Source organism: Acidobacteriota bacterium (assembly GCA_035529075.1).
GTDB lineage: Bacteria > Zixibacteria > MSB-5A5 > GN15 > FEB-12 > DATKXK01.
In genome coordinates this window covers 471,040-486,671 of record DATKXK010000014.1, presented here as the reverse complement: position 1 = coordinate 486,671, position 15,632 = coordinate 471,040, and the positions used below count along the sequence as shown (strand labels likewise).

The window sequence follows — 15,632 nt, the reverse complement described above, 5'->3', positions numbered from 1 at the left end:
AGTTATCGGCATCCTGCCGCAACGATTTAAGAGGGCCGAAGGGGGCCGGATTTCAGGCCCGGCCGGAGACGGACGCCTGGATGATCTCGGTGAGCTGCTCGATCCTGAAGGGTTTGTAGAGGACTTCACAGATGCCGGCAGATTGCAGCTGCTCGCGCTCCAGGCTGGCTTCCCAGCCCGTGACCAGGATTATCGGGGTCAGGGGATGCCGGGCGTGAATCTGGCGGGCAACCTCGAGGCCGGACATATCGGGCATGGCTAAATCGGTCAGCACCACGTCGTAGACGTTCTCATGGGCAAGCCGTACACCCTGCTGACCTCTCAGGGCGGTATCCACCCGATAGCCCAGCGACTGCCCCATGGCTGATAAGAGATCAAGAATCACGGAATGATCGTCGATGGCCAGCAGCCTGACCGAGCGGTCCGCGACCTCCGGCCCGGTCGGCTCCAGCCGACTCCTGACGGGGAACCGGAAGGACAGATAGGCGGGAGCCGGGCTGTTACGATCCACGGCGTAGAAACAGGCTTCCCGGGCAACGTGCTCAAGAAACACGTCCGAGGGTCGGGCCTGCAAGGCCTCTCCGCTGGGCTGATAGCGCGCAAATCCGGCGACCGGCTCAACCGGGGGAAAGTTCTTGCGATGGCGGGATACATCGAGGTACACGGCCTCTCCCTCGCGATACGTCACCACCGAGATGACGTCGTCGTCCTCAGCGATAGAACCAAAACGATCCAGCACACTCTCAAAGAGGTTCCTCATGGCCGCCGACGGAAAATCAAACTCGGCTGCCGAACCGAGTTTCAGGTCAATCTCCCGTGCACGGCCGCCGGCCATGTACAGGTTGCCCGAGATGTGGCTTGTACCCAGGACAGACTTGATCGTCCTGTCCAGACTGACGGCATCACCGGCCGCCTTCGCCCCGGAAGGCTGCTCGGGCGCGCTCGACAGAGACTGCTTGATGCAGGCAGCCGCTTTTTCCGCCTCGGCAACGATCTCCCTGAGTTGCTCACGCGTCTGCGTTGACAACTCCGGCCTCTGCAAAGCCCATTCGGCGCTGCCTATAACCGCAGACAGGTGGTTGTTCAACTGATTGACGATGAGACCGGATACCTCCACCTCGCCCGCTTCCGTAACGGCGGGCTCGGGCTGAATTTGCAGAGCGGCCATGGTCAGCCGGAGCGAGTACAGGTTCACCGCCAGCGTCAGCAGACGCTCCCATTCACCGCGCTGGGCCTCCTCCATGTCAAAAACCACCATCCCGACGACGCCGATTACTTTCACGGCACGTATCACCGGGCAGGCGGCCATAAACGACGGCAGACCGCGCTCGCCCATGAGCCGTTGCAGCGCGTTCCGGTTATGGATCTCGTAGGCCTCCAGTTTCGCGGCTATCGCCTTTCGTCCGAAGGCAAAAAGGCACTCGCCCTCGGCGGCGGCACGGCCAAGGTCTCCCTCGCCCGGCAGTACGTAGAACTCGGACAGTAAGGATCCGTCCACGCCGTGGCTGTCCAGGACCTTGAGGCCTCCGTCCTCATCGCGTCCAAGCGTAACACCGGCAGTGAAAGGCGGCATGACGGGTGCCAGATGGCGCATGAAGAAACCCGGATCATTTTCGAAAGAACCCGCCTTTGCCTCCACTCTCAGCAACTGCAAGACGGCCTCAAACCCCTTGCGGCGCGTAACGCTGAGCCGATTGGCGCTATCCTGCTTCAGAACCGCGCAGCCGAGACGGCCAAAGAAATCGAGCAGCTTCAGCTGTTCGTCGTCGACCGCGAACGCGGAGCTTGCCCGCCTGAGCAGCAGGGCGTCCCTGCCGCCCTCGTCCGAGAACGGGAAGATGAGACTGGACTGAATGACTTCGGGCCGGCCGGAATCGCCGGTCGTTTCCTGATTGATGATCAGCGGTTTGGCACGGTCAATGGCTTCCAGAAGGGCGGTCCTGTAATTCTCAGTGAGATCCGTCAGCGGTTCGCTTCCCCCGTACACGGTCAGAGCGCCGTGCTGCAGCCCGATGAGGTGAACCGACTCGGAGCCGGCCACCTGAACAACGCTGCGGCAATAGGCATCCACCGCGTCCGGAGCCACGAGAGCCCGGGCCGAGGAGGCTATGCGAGCAGCCAGTGAGGCCTGTTCGGTGCGACGCCGCTCCAACTCGCCCTGAAGCACGGACGTCTCTCGTGCCAGGCGAGCGGCGTGAATCTTCTCCGCCAGCCATTCAACCACCGGCGTGAGATACTTGATCTCCGTCTTTCCGAAGAAGTCATTCTCTTCCGAAAAGAGAAGGACGCCTCCGATTTTCTCCCTCCCGGACACCATCGGTAAGGCCAGGCAGGAGTTAAACCGGGACCCAATCGGCTGGCCGTCGGTACCGATGAAATTAAACCCTCCCCCGATGAGCGGGTCACCCAGCTCCACGGCCTGACTGAACATATTGCGCCCGAGCGGGTAGTGCTCAAGCATCGCAATTTCATTCTTGGTTAATCCCGACTCCGTGGCCAGCACGAACTGCCGCCGCACGCGGTTCAGCAGGAACATCGCGCCGGCCCCCCCCGGAAAGTGGTAAAGAAGCTCCTTAAGAGAAATATTGAGAAGCTCGAGCAACTGGTACGGCTGGCGGGCATCGTGCTGAAGGTTCTCAAGCAGGGAAAGCTTGCCTTCACGGTCCTCGATGTCGTCACGCCTGGTCTGCCAGTAATCGGCGTACAGGGACAGGGCGACGGTACCCAGGACCAGGCCGATTACCGTCAACCCGAACCGGGCAAGCGTCAGCACGCCGTACGCCGAGGGTACAAACCATTCGGCATACCCGGGTAACGTCGTGACGGCCTGCCACACCGAGGCAACCAGGAGACACACGCTTCCGAAGACAAACGGATACCGGCCGCCGACGTCCCCGGCGGAAAAGAAGCGGAGCCTGAAAGCCAGGAACGACACGAGCGCGAGCACCAGAACGGGAGCCAGGAGGGACGGCAGGTGATCAGCCATCATTGCCGCTCCACGATTTCGCCGTGCAGCGTGAAAGCATCCGCCGCCGTTATACGAACGGGCAGGACGGTTCCCTCCGGCACGGCGACTGTTTTGAAGAGCACCGTCTTATTCCCTTCGGTGCGGGCCCGCAGATAGTCACGGCTTCGTCGCGAGTATCCCTCCACCAGAGAATGCCGGACCCGGCCGATCTCTCGCTGGTTGACCTGGCGCGACATAGCCTGCTGCAGGGCGATCAGCCGGTTCAACCGGCTGATTTTGACCGGTTCCGCCACGTCGTCAGGAAAGCCCGACGCCTCCGTACCGGGTCGCGGCGAATATCGGAACATGAAAGCGGTGTCGAACTGAAACTCCCGGACGGCGGCCAGTGTATCCTCGTACTCGTCATCGGACTCCGTCGGGAAACCGACGATGAGGTCGGTCGTTATGGCCGCGTAGTCCAGCTTTGCCCGGATATACTCTATGATTTCCCGGTAACGCGCGACTGAATACCGCCGGCCCATTTTCTCGAGTATCCGGTCGTTGCCTGACTGCAGCGGCAGGTGAACGTGGGGCATGAGTCTCGGCTCGTCGGCCATGACGTCGACCAGTTCCGGCGACAGGTCCCTGGGGTGCGACGTCATGAAGCGCAGACGCTCGATGCCGGTCTCGCCGAGTACCCGCCGGAGCAGTCCGGAGAAGTCCAGGTGGCCGTACCGGTAGCTGTTGACGTTCTGGCCCAGCAGAGTGACCTCAACGACGCCCTCGTCGACCATCTCTCTGACGGCGCTGGTGATGTAGTCAGCGCCGTGCGCGCGCTCCTCCCCCCGCACGTACGGGACGATGCAGTAGCTGCAGTGATTGTCACAGCCTCGGGAAATGGTGACGAACCCGGAGTACGGCGTTTCCTTTACCGGCTCGATGACGTCCATGTTCTCATGGCCGAAGGCCGTCATAACCCGCGAGGTCCCTTCGACGCCCTCGATGACGTCGGGAAGTTCAAACTCGCGGTCGGTGCCGAGAACGTAGTCAACGTGCGGGAGCTTTTCGATCAACGCCGCACCCAGCCGCTGGGCCATGCAGCCCACCACGGCGATCTTCCTGTTTCCGTTTCCGGTCTTGAGCCCCTGCAATTCGGCCAGCCGGCCGAACACGCGCTCCTCGGCCTTCTGTCTTACCGAGCAGGTGTTAAGGATAATCAGGTCGGCGTCATCCTCTCGCGGCACGCGCCTGTATCCTCGTGCGGCCAGGGCAGCGGCAAGCGTCGAGGAATCCGCCAGATTCATCTGGCAGCCATAAGTAGATATGTGGAACGTCCTGGGCTTCTTCTGTTCGCTCATATCGGTATCCGGCTGGCTGGTACGGCCTGACGCCCTCTGGCGACTACGAATCCATGATACCCTTTTTCGGCGACGGCGCAACAAAAACCTGCCCTCGGAGCGTCGCGCCCACCTGCAAAAATGCCCCCGCATCTGCAGGGGCATTACACGCCAATGGATAAGCCAGGTGCCCTAATCGACGCACCCCGGCAGCGGGTCTTCACCCTCGATGAACAGGTAGGCAATCAGGTACGTGACGTCACCAATATCGATCACGCAGTCGGTGTTGACATCGGCCTGGTTCAGGACCGGAGGTTCCGGACCCTTGATGAACAGGTAGACGATCAGGTATGTGAGGTCTCCGACGTCGACAAGGGCGTCAAGGAAATTGACGTCTCCGGGCACCAGTTCCGTGGGCGTCACGTGAATCGTTAACTGGGCGTCGTCCCTGAAGGACTCCTCATTGTCGTCAAAGTCAACCGTAAACGTGAAGCTGCCCGTGTCGGTCGGCGCCCCGGTGATAATGCCGGTATTGTCGATACTGAGACCGTCGGGCAGCGCCCCGGCCGTTATCGTCACCGTGAAGTTGCCTGAGCCGCCAATCACGGAAACAGTATCGCTATACGAGACGTACTGCCGGCCTTCAGAGAGATCGGCGTCGAAGGTTATGACATGCATCGTCCAGGACTGTACGTAGGCTTTCTGGAGAATCCAGCCGGCCGGGTCCAGGATGACATTAGCTACCGTACTCGGCGAGTAGAACCGGAACAGCTGTCCCCTCTGGTCGACCATGAACGTCAAAGTGTCATCGGGTCTCGAGACGTAGTCGATGAAGAAATCGACGGGCATCGTGAATACCTGGGGCTGGGTCGTCTGGACCTGGGAGACCCAGAGGTAGATGGCGTATATGCCCATGTCGTCCCAGCGGTAGGCGTACTGGTACCTGTACTGCGGGTAGTACTGGCCGAACACCCACTCGTCGAAGAACCAGTCAAGTTCCTGAGAAGTCGCTTCCTCCCAGAGGTTCTTGAATTTCTCCGTGGTCAGGGCGCCGTACTGGTACTCGGAGTTGTAGTAGGCGTCGAGTCCTTCATAGAAGAGTGAGTCACCGAGCACACCGCGGAGCATGTGCACCACCCAGGCGCCCTTGTCGTAGCTGAGTCCGCCGTTGAAAATCCGCCACACGTTGGTCGTGTCGTCACAGTAGACCGTCCCGCTTCCCCAGTAGGCCATACTGTCCATGTAAGCGTGGTAGTGCTCCCAGCCGTCCAATTCGAGGTAGTACAGGGCCTCCGAGTACGACGCCCAGCCTTCGTTGAGCCAGATATCGGCCCAGGATTCGCACGTGACCATGTCCCCCCACCATTGGTGGGACAGTTCGTGGACTATGACCCGCTCCGAGAGGCCGAACGACGAGCCGACCATCGACGTCATGGTCTGGTGCTCCATGGCCCCGCCCCACTCAAAATTGGCGTGACCGTATTTCTCAGCCACGAACGGATATTCGCCGTAATGTTCCGCAAAAATCCCGATGGCCTGCGGCGTGATGTCATATGAAGTCAGCGACGCCGAATACAGGTCAGGATAGACGGCGTGCACCACGGGCATCGTATCCTGGTCGTCGTTGTACACGTAGATGTCGGACCAGACGGCGTAGGGGTGAATGGCCAGCGAAAAGAGGTACGTGGCCATGGGGTAATGAACAGTATAGTAATACGTGTGCGTGTTGGCACTCGCGGCGACAACCGAGTCGAGGGAACCGTTGGACCCCACATAGAACGACGTGTCCACCTCGATGGCAATGTTAAAGGAATCGGCCTTGTCATCCATCCGGTCCTTGCAGGGCCACCACGATCGGGCAAAATACGGCTCGGACAGAGACGCGATCACTTTTCGACCGGCCCGCCAGTCGAAGGCGAAAGCCTGAAGTCCGCCCTCCACCGGATGCCCGTTGTAATGTATGGTGAACTCAAACTCCTCGTCGATATCGTACGAGCGGTCCAGCACGACCGTAATTACGTCTCCGGTCCGGCCGTAGCCGAGAACTCCCGCGAGCGAGACAATCGAGTCAACCGCCATGTCGCTGAACAAATCCACCTCGACCTCGGAAACGGCGGACTCGGTGGCCCTGGCGACAAAGCCGACGGCGCCGTGGAGAATCTCCAGCGTATCATCGACGCGGATATAAATATCGTACCTGAGGACGTCATAGTTGGTTTGCGTACTGGCCGCAGCGGCAGTCGCAGCTTCGCTTAGAACGCGTCGTGTCCGGTCGAGCGCTTCCGCCTTCTGCCGACCCAAGACTTCATGCATTTGCGACGGGGTCAGCGGTGTATCGCTGTCGCTGTCCAGGCGCTGTGCCACGACGATGGGAGAAGACAGGACGATGCAGAACACGAGCGTGAGACCGAGAAAGATGGCTGTTCGTAACAACGGAGACCTCCAGGTTCTTGACCGGTTGAGCGTTCCTTGCCTGCTCGGACCGGCTCTTGCAACATTATATCGGCAAAGGACTTGCGGCCTTTATTCTATAATACGGAAAAAGCTCCCGTCTGTCAAGAACTCTCTGGCCCTGCGGCGATGCCGGACGAAGCGACGCCGCCGGCCCTTCGGTCGGCGGCGTCCGCAAAGCCCCTATGATTCCGGCCTTACCTCAGAACGGCTCGTCGCACGGCGGCTGGTCATCCACAAAGAGGTACCGAATCAGCAGCGACAGGTCGCCGACGTCGACCGTCCCGTCGCAGTTGACATCGCCGACCAGAAATATCGGTATCGGGTCCGGACCATCGATAAAAAGATACCGTATAAGGTACGTAATGTCGCCGATGTCGATTATTCCATCGGCATTGACATCCCCCCGTAAGTCATATACGTAAAGATTGAGGGCGACTTTCTGGGGCGGGTTGACCGCGCCCGGGGCCACGATAAACAGCGAGTCGGCGTAGGAACCATTGGGCAGGCCCGGGGCCTCCACGACGTAGAAGAACGTGTGCGGGACGCCGCCCGATGAATCGACGGGATCAAACCACGGCACGGCCTCATCGACGAACCAGTCGAGGCACCCGCCGTGCAGATTCAGTATCCTGAAGCCTTCCTTCTGAACGGGGCCGGAATCCCGCTTGTAGAGTATCAATTCCTCGTCTCTTGAAAGCACCAGTTCCGGGTCCTCATCGGCCGGCGTCACGTTGTAATTGACTATCACCGTCTGCGGCGAGTTTACAGCGTTGAGAGCCACCACGAGGATGGTGTCCAGATACGACCCGGCCGGGAGATCGCCGACGGGTGCGGGGACTATATCAAAGGCGGGGAACGGACTGCCGCCGTCAGGGCGCGCCGTGAACAGGTCGGATTCGTATTCCAGTACGACTTCCATGGGGTCGTCGCCGCCCAGGTTGGTAACCTCGAGCCTGCCCTGCGGCAGCACGGCGCCCAATCCCTGGTAGCACTCGTACAGGTCAAGGGTAATGCTGTCCGTATTCAGGCCGATTATGGCCGGGTCCGCTACGAAACGCAAACGAAGGGGCACCGGCTGCGGCGAGTTGATGGCTTCGTTGGAGTATACCCAAACGGTATCGAAGTGCTGCTGGCCTTGAGTTACGGACTTGAACCTGAACGTCAGCGTGACCGAATCCGGAGCCGTGCCGCTTGCCGGTGCGACATCGATAATCTCGGCGGAGCTCTCCTCGACCCAGAAGTTCATGGTCCCGGCGCCAGCGTTCCCCACGTAGAAATTCCTTGAGAATACATCGAGCTCATCGAAGGTGACAATGTACATCGGGAGATAGCCTGTCTCGATGATAGGCAGGTCGGAGCCCACGCTGAGAGTAACGGGAATACGCACGGGGCTGTTGGAGGCGTTCGGGTCAGCCACGACTATGGTGTCATAGTAGTCGTTAAACGGCAACCCGGTGATGTCAGCCGAGAGCGTAACGTCGCCGGAATCGGTTCCCGAAGTCGGTATAAGCTGCAGCCACGTTTCAGAGTTGGACACGGTCCAGTTCAGCTCGGCACCGCCGAGGTTAGTGATTGTCAGCGTCTGCGGGTCGGGATTGGCCTCACCGGCTACAGCGTTGAAGAAGAAGGCATTGCTGCTTACTGAGATTTCCGGCGGCGGCGGCGCTATCTCCAGCGTGACGTGAACGTACCTGGGTGAATTGGCTGCTCCGGCCGACTCAATCCGGATCGAGTCCGAATACACCCCCTCGGCCAGGCCCGTGAGGTTCACGGAGACCGTGATTTCCTCCGGCGTCGTGCCCGATACGGGGTCTTTCAACAGCCATGTGGCCTCCTCAAAAAGCGCGAAACTCAACGGCTCGTTGTCGGAGGTAATCTCAAACGTCTGTGCCGGCGGATTGTCGCCTCCCTGGGGACCGCTGAAATTCAACTCCGTGACTGAAACCAACAGGTTGCTGGGCTCAACATAGTTGGAGTCGAACACCCGGTAACAACTCTGACCCGACCAGTCGGGACTGATCTGCGGAAACATCACGTTCAGCGGGGCCCATTTCCAGGTGCCCCCGGGGGGAAACCAGGAGGAATCAATGCAGATATGCTTGCCGTGATCTTGCAGCCGGCTCTGTAAGATGATCTTATACGACAGCGCATCCCAGCCGTCGGGGATACCGCGATCGACCGATAACCCCACCCCGGCAAAGGCGGTCGTATCGGACCCGATGCCGTCCACGCTGTACTGGTTGACGAAGAACTGGTCGAAGAACGCACGGTAAGTGGGATCCACCCAGGAGAATACAATAACCGTATCGATGGTGGTGTCGAAAACGGGATCGGGCGGAGGCTCGATCAGGGTAATGGTGGTGTCGATGGTAGTGTCAGCCAACGGAAACGTCCACTGTGCGCCGTCCTCAGAGAAGATGCGGAAGCCGTTGGTGGGGTTGTAGTTAACATAGCTCCCGAGGTTGGTGGCGCGTAGATCGAACGAGTGCTGCTCGCCGGCCACCAGCAGCGTGTCGTCAACGGTGTTGGTGACGTTGTCGAGCACTATCTGCGTGACCTGACCGGTGGCGACGGCGCAACTGACTATCAGCCAGAGAATAACGTAGAGGGTTACCTGCCGCATCGCATGCTCCTTCGGATATTCACACGTTCCTTGTTTGCTTCAGCATGTTCCCACCGGAATCCGGGCAGGTCAGCACGGAGTAAGCCTTTTGACCGGCGATAACCGGTCCGGGCCTGAGGAGGCGGTCCATGCGCGGAAACACTAACCTCGAGCGGACATGTAAAGGCAATCGTCAGCGACCTGCTCTCGCCTTGCACGCCTCCCTGCAGCAGCGCGCTGCCTGGAACTTCCTGCAATCGTCAACCGGAAAGTCTCAAGAGTCTGATTCGGCATACAGGCACGCGCATCCGGGGGCTTACGCCCGGGATGAGCATGCCGACATTCCATCGCGTACAGAGTAACACATGAAGTTTGCAGAGCGGGACTCTAAGACCGACCGTTCACTCTAAGTAATATACCGGTCAGTCAGGAATGCTGTCAAGGCCAAAGTGGGAGACCTGCGTAAAGGCCGGGATGCGAGCCGTCTTGCCGATCAGCGGGATTGCTTTTTGCGTCTGGGTTTGGCTTTGGCCGCGGCGCGGCTCTTGCGCGCCGTGGACCTCTTTTTCGCCTTCTCGATCTCTTCGGCAAATACTTTTTCGAGCGAGTACACTGACGGAACGACGTCGAGCAGGCAAAGCTCGAAAAGCTCATCGACCCGCTCGATGAAGTGAAACCTGGTCTTGCGGATGATTTCCTTGGGCAGGTCCTTGATATCTTTCTCGTTCTCTTTGGGCACAGCCACGTTGTAGATGCCCGTGCGGTACGCCGCCGAGATCTTTTCCTTTATGCCGCCCACGGCCAGGACCTTGCCACGCAGCGTCACCTCGCCGGTCATGGCGATATCGTTACGGATAGGGCGTTCCGCCATGACGGACGCAATCACGAGGCACACGGTGATGCCGGCCGACGGGCCGTCCTTGGGGATGGCGCCCGAGGGAAAGTGGATGTGCACGTCAAACTCGTTGAAATCACTGGAATCAATACCGAGGGCATCAGCCTTGGAACGAACGTACGAGTGCGCCGCCTGTATGGATTCGCGCATAACGTCGCCCAGAGAGCCGGTCGTGATGATCCCTCCTTCCCCCCTCATCTTCAAGCCTTCGATGAACATCAACTCGCCGCCGGACCCGGTCCAGGCCAGGCCGGCCGCACTGCCGATCTCGGGCTGAGACTCTGCTTTCTCCGGGATGTAGACGGGCGTACCAAGGTAGGACTCCAGGTTCTTCTCGCTAATGGTCCAGGAACGCTTCTTGTCTTCGGCCTTCTGCAGCGCGATCTTCCGACAGATCTTCTCTATCTGCTGGGAGAACCCCAGCAACCCGGCCTCCTGCGTGTAATTGTTGATGATCCGGGAAAGGACCTTATCCGAGGCTCTGAATTCGGACTTCAGGATACCGTGTCTCTTGAGCAGTTTGGGGATGATATACCGCTTCCCGATGACGATTTTCTCACGCTCGATATACCCCGGCAATTCAAGTATTTCCAGGCGGGGGACAAACTGCTCGGGTACTTCCTCGTAGGACCGGACGGAGCAGACAAACAAGACCTTGCTCAGGTCAAAAGGTATGCCCAGGTAGTTGTCAAAAAACCGCGAGCTCCGGCGCGAATCGATGACTTCAAGGAGAGCCATGTTTACAGAAGCGTCGTTCTCGACATTGAAGTAATCGATATCTTCGATCAGAATCAGCGGATCGCACGTGCCGGCATCGCGAAGGGTTCGGACTATCTTACCCGGATACGCCCCGAGAAACGTTCTGGCCGTCCCTTTGATAGCAGCGGTATCGGAGATGCCTCCGACCGAGATGCGAATGAACTCTTTGCCCAGGGCACGGGCTATGGCCTTGGCCAGTGAAGCCTTGCCGGTTCCGGGGGCACCGACGAGGCAGAGGGTCGAGCCCTCGTCCACACCGCCCATAAGCTTGCGGATGGACAGCCGCTGGAGAATCTGCTCCTTCAGACCCGTGGAGCCGTAGTACTCAATTGAGAGAATCCGCTCGGCCTCGGCCATGTCAAGGCTCTCGGCGGTGCATTTGCCCCATGGAAGATTGAGCAGCCAGTCGAGATATCCCTTGGTCACACCATACTCGGCCGAAGCGGCAGAAAGCTGACCGAGGCGGTCGATTTCGATCAGCGCCCGCGCCGAAACGTCAGGCGGAAGTTCTTTTCTGCTTCTGAGGATATTGCGCAGGCGCGCAGCCTCTTTTTCTTCGGTAAAGTCCTCACCGAGCTGTCGGCGGATCTCAGTTAACTGCTGCCGCAGGAAGTACTTCTGCTGCTCGTCCTCTATCCGCTTTTTGACGTTTTCGTGAATACTCAGGACCGTGGCAACTCGGCTAAGCTCCATATTGAGGTGGTACAAAAGCCTTTCAAAGCGTTGCTCCAGGCTGATGGCTTCCAGCAATTCCTGCTTGGCCGAGAGCGAGAGGTGGAAGGCAGCGCCAGCTCGGTCAGCCAGCAGGGCCGGGTCGGTTTCGTTAAGTTTCAGTACGTTCGACAGTTCCGGTGAGTACATTGGATCGAGGTGCGTAATCTCGCTGACGATTGAGATGACCTCGTCAACCTTCTGCTTAATGTGCTTGCTGACAAACGGCAGCGACTCAATCGCGTACGCGGTCGCCGTCGTATATGGTTCGGCCGACTGGATACGTGTAAGCGCCGCCCGCCGCAGACCCTCAAGGGTCGCAATCACAGAGCCGCCGGTAACCTCTTTGACGCCGTGCACAACCGCAAATACGCCGACCTGGTGAATCGGAGCACGGTCCGGCGTTTCGACCTCCGAGTGCGCATAGGAGGCGACAAACTCGCTCCTGCCGTCTCTGCACGCCTTGAGCAGTTGCAGGTTCTCGGGCCGACCGACCTGTATCGTGAGCATGGTGCCGGGAAAGAGCACCCCGGTCATGAGTGGAAGTACCGGGTAGGCGGTCTCCGTATCGGTAGTCAGGAGGGGTAGCCGGTTTTTGCTCTTGATAATGGTTTCCATATTGCGTCGACCGTAATATCGGACATTTTCCCGGACTTTCAAGTCTTTGTGCAAGCAAGTCCTTGTCATTCTCTTAGATAATACGGTCGAGTCCGGCGGTCTGTTCCCGCCAACTCTCAGCCCACAGCGACCGTGCCGGGTTCAGCAAAGAGACGCCGAACTTCCCAATCCGGGTGGTTTCTAAGCCTGCCTTGATTGACACGGATCTTGACCGGATCGATCTGAAGCCGATAGTACCCCAGCCGGTTGTTTTCAACGACCTGCCAGGGGAAGCTGAAGCCGCCAGCGATCTCGTTCTTCATACGGTACAGATATCTGGCCTGGTTGAATCCGATTTCGATATCCTCCTTGTAGATCCACCCACCGTCGGCGGTAAGGCGAGACCAGGCCAGCCTGGTGAAGTACTTAAACGACTTGCCGGTCAGCCACACCGGAAAGCCGTTTATACGGACAAGAAAACGTTCCCGATCAAAGGCCCCATCGATCTCGACGGAATCAGGCTCGGCGGCGGGGACCACGCGGTTACCTACCTGTTTGGACAACATTGCAACCTCCTCTTTAAATGAGTCTATTATATCATTGATTCGTCGTAACTTAGCCTCTCCCCTTATAAATTTGGCGCGCCTCTGAGAATCGAGATCACCCAGCTGACGCATCTCGACAACACCAGCCTCATGCAGGGCTACGAAATCCGACCGGTTCAGCACCGCCCCAAGGCAGGCATGCAAGCCGCGAAGGTCAGCGGAGAGGCCGTGCTGAAGACTGAAGGCATGTGCACGGAGCATGCCGACCACTTTTGACTGCCTGTCGCCTGCCTCTACCAGGGCTGCCGTGGCGGACACAAGGTGTGCCGCAGCCTCTCCGAGCGACATTATCTGACCCAGATGCATCTGGTACTGTTCTTCAAGAGACTGGACCGGAACCATCCGGGACCAGTCATCCAGCACCAGCAGCGCCTTCAGACCGGCCATGGTTCGGTAGCCAAGCGGCTGCGACCGCCAGTCTTGCGGAAGCAGGCAGGTTATTTCACCCATGGAATGATCATACCGCTGCGACAGCAGTTTCAGAGGCAGATTCTCCGCCTGCTCGTAACGGGTCAGAATAGACGGAGGAAGGCGCCAGTCGGGGGCGCTCACCGCCAGGGCCGTCCAGCCAAAGTTTGTCTGCGGGTACCCTTGCTCCAGCCACCCGCGCAGATGAACCGCCTGTCTGACGGTCAGGCCGGCCGTGGCTACGGCTCTACCTGCCGGGGTGGGGTACAACAGGCCGCCATTGCCGACACCAACCAGCCGCTCTCGCGTCAGCATTTCGACGGCCGGTTCCGGATTCAATTCAGCGCCGGGGTGACAAACAGTGTGCAGACTCTTGGCCAGCACCGAACGGGCGGCACTGAGGCTTGGCGACACTCCGGCACAGATCATCTGAAGAAGCCAATCATCCAGCGAGATCGGCTGCACAGGGAGCAGCACGGCCTCAGGCCGGTCCGGACTGATATACTGCTCCCAGAGGACGTCGCGCTCGAACTCCGAATCAGCCAGGACAATAGCCTTGCCGGTCACACCCCGACAGAAGTTGTAGCGCCCGGCTCTGCCGGTCATGTTGTCAAACTCGGCCCGGGTAATGGGCACAAGCACGGGTCGCCTATCGTAATTACCGGGTGCGTAACGGACCGTCTCGAGGTATACGGTTTCTGCAGGCAGGTTGACACCCAGGGCTAAAGTGGTGGTTGAACACAGGACGCGAACTTCCCCATTGATAAAGGATTCCTCAACAACCGACCTATGCCATGGCGTCAGGTCGGAGTTGTGAAATGCAATGCCCCGCGTAAGCGTCTGGATAAGCGATCGAACAAGAAACGACGGTTCTTCTTCCCGAAGACGGGCAGTCGCCCCATTTGCCTCGGGCCACTGTACGGAAGCCGCGAGCCTGAGCGCAAGCTGCACCGTGTCCTGCCGGGACTTCAGGAAGACAAGAGTCGGTCCCGCGGCCTGCCTGAGCTGACCGATCAGAACGTCGGCAAGGTCACCGGCGGCATCCCCGATTGCAAAGGGCTCGCTTCCATCCTGAGCGCCGTTGAACGACCGGAAACGAACCGAACCCTCCGCGGCCACACCACGAAGGAGGTCAACGGGGCGAGAATTCTCTTTTACTACCGAAGCTGACAGCCAGCGGGCCAGAACAGCGGCCGTGTCGTCATCCAGAACCGCCGACAGGGCCAGGATGGCAGGCTGGTAGCAGGAGGCCAGAATTTTTGTCAGCAGCCGCTCCAGAACCGCCCCGCGACCGGGTTCGGTCAGCATTTCCAATTCATCTACAACTACCAGCCCGATATTACTCAACGCATCGAGATCAGCCGTGAGCAGCAGGTCAAACTTCTCGTAAATGGCAACGGCCAGATGATAGTCACCGGCGGCAAATCTCTGATCATTCTCCGGGTGGTCTCCCGTGGCAATTAGGCACCTTATCCCGAGCGGTTCATACGTGTCCCGCAGCAGGCGGTAGTTCTGCTCCGCAAGAGACTTCATCGGAAACAGCAGCACGGCCTTCCTGCGGGCGGTCAGAGCGCTCACCGCCGCCATTTCGGCGCAGAAGGATTTCCCTGATGACGTCGGCGCCGAGACTATCATGCCGGAGACCCCGTCACTCACGGAAGCGCGCCGAGCCGTGATGTCGAGCAACCCCTGTCGCAATGCCTGCCGCTGCACAGGCAAGAGTGATTCCCCCTGACGTTCCCGCCAGACTTCTACTATCCGCCGCGGAATACCAAGCCTTTCCAGATCACTCAAACGCATACCATCCAGCCCTCCTTTCAACCCGGTACCGTTCAGCCAAACGACGTCAAACGCTATGCGCCGCAACTCTCAAACCCGCACTCGGGACAAAAACAGCATCCCCCCTGACGTATCATGCCGCCCGAGCAGTCCGGGCAGTTGGCCACGTTGTGAAAAACGCAGTCCTCGGTGCCGACAGCGCCGCCCGCGTACGGTACGTCGATATCCTCTGCAAGACCGAGATTGGTGCTGTCTGCTGCCGCCATGTTTCGAGGGTCACCCCAATCACGACTTAGTACTGATCCACCCATGGAACTCTCCCTTGTTCGCAAATACCCGGGCACCTGCCCCGGCGCAGACCCAGAATACTGCACATTTGTGCACTTGTCAAGCGATAAATTGCCCCCTTCAGCCTTTAGTTTCGGTAACCCCAACAGGTAGTGGCTACCGGCTTCTGTCATACAATATCTGGCCCGACTGCAATGGGAGATGCCGGACCGGCTGACGAGTACGACGCGTTCGTTGCCGCCGGCCTTTT

General features: G+C 59.2%; 7 protein-coding genes. All 7 read right to left on the bottom strand.

Annotated elements, in window-relative coordinates; translation table 11 throughout:
- Positions 1-52 precede the first annotated feature (52 nt).
- The 7 genes from VMY05_09585 to VMY05_09555 all read right to left on the bottom strand — a co-directional run bounded on the left by VMY05_09585 (position 53) and on the right by VMY05_09555 (position 15,360).
- A complete protein-coding gene (locus VMY05_09585; protein ID HUV31325.1) occupies positions 53-2,989 on the bottom strand; it encodes a response regulator in 2,937 nt (978 codons plus the stop codon).
- A complete protein-coding gene (miaB, locus tag VMY05_09580; GenBank protein HUV31324.1) occupies positions 2,986-4,305 on the bottom strand; it encodes a tRNA (N6-isopentenyl adenosine(37)-C2)-methylthiotransferase MiaB in 1,320 nt (439 codons plus the stop codon). The genes VMY05_09585 and miaB overlap by 4 nt, the downstream gene beginning before the upstream one ends.
- A gap of 171 nt (positions 4,306-4,476) precedes the next feature.
- Positions 4,477-6,717 (bottom strand): M1 family aminopeptidase, encoded by a 2,241-nt coding sequence (locus VMY05_09575; protein ID HUV31323.1) that lies wholly within the window; start codon positions 6,715-6,717, stop codon positions 4,477-4,479.
- A gap of 220 nt (positions 6,718-6,937) precedes the next feature.
- Positions 6,938-9,361 carry a dockerin type I domain-containing protein gene (locus tag VMY05_09570; protein ID HUV31322.1) on the bottom strand — a complete coding sequence of 808 codons (2,424 nt, stop codon included), beginning with the start codon at positions 9,359-9,361 and terminating at the stop codon, positions 6,938-6,940.
- A 472-nt stretch (positions 9,362-9,833) separates the two neighbouring features.
- Positions 9,834-12,323, bottom strand: coding sequence for an endopeptidase La (gene lon / locus VMY05_09565; GenBank protein HUV31321.1), 2,490 nt, complete (start codon positions 12,321-12,323; stop codon positions 9,834-9,836).
- A 116-nt stretch (positions 12,324-12,439) separates the two neighbouring features.
- On the bottom strand, positions 12,440-15,115 hold the full coding sequence (locus VMY05_09560) for a DEAD/DEAH box helicase (protein HUV31320.1): 2,676 nt from the start codon (positions 15,113-15,115) through the stop codon (positions 12,440-12,442).
- A 53-nt stretch (positions 15,116-15,168) separates the two neighbouring features.
- The gene (locus VMY05_09555) at positions 15,169-15,360 is read right to left on the bottom strand and encodes a hypothetical protein (protein HUV31319.1); all 192 of its coding nucleotides are present in this window, start codon (positions 15,358-15,360) and stop codon (positions 15,169-15,171) included.
- Between the last annotated feature and the right edge of the window lie 272 nt (positions 15,361-15,632).

Excerpts from the sequence above, each read along its gene's own strand:
- VMY05_09555 (HUV31319.1), bottom strand. The coding sequence starts at position 15,360 with ATGGCGGCAGCAGACAGCACCAATCTCGGTCTTGCAGAGGATATCGAC.
- VMY05_09570 (HUV31322.1), bottom strand. The coding sequence starts at position 9,361 with ATGCGGCAGGTAACCCTCTACGTTATTCTCTGGCTGATAGTCAGTTGC.
- VMY05_09585 (HUV31325.1), bottom strand. The coding sequence starts at position 2,989 with ATGATGGCTGATCACCTGCCGTCCCTCCTGGCTCCCGTTCTGGTGCTC.
- miaB (HUV31324.1), bottom strand. The coding sequence starts at position 4,305 with ATGAGCGAACAGAAGAAGCCCAGGACGTTCCACATATCTACTTATGGC.
- lon (HUV31321.1), bottom strand. The coding sequence starts at position 12,323 with ATGGAAACCATTATCAAGAGCAAAAACCGGCTACCCCTCCTGACTACC.
- VMY05_09560 (HUV31320.1), bottom strand. The coding sequence starts at position 15,115 with ATGCGTTTGAGTGATCTGGAAAGGCTTGGTATTCCGCGGCGGATAGTA.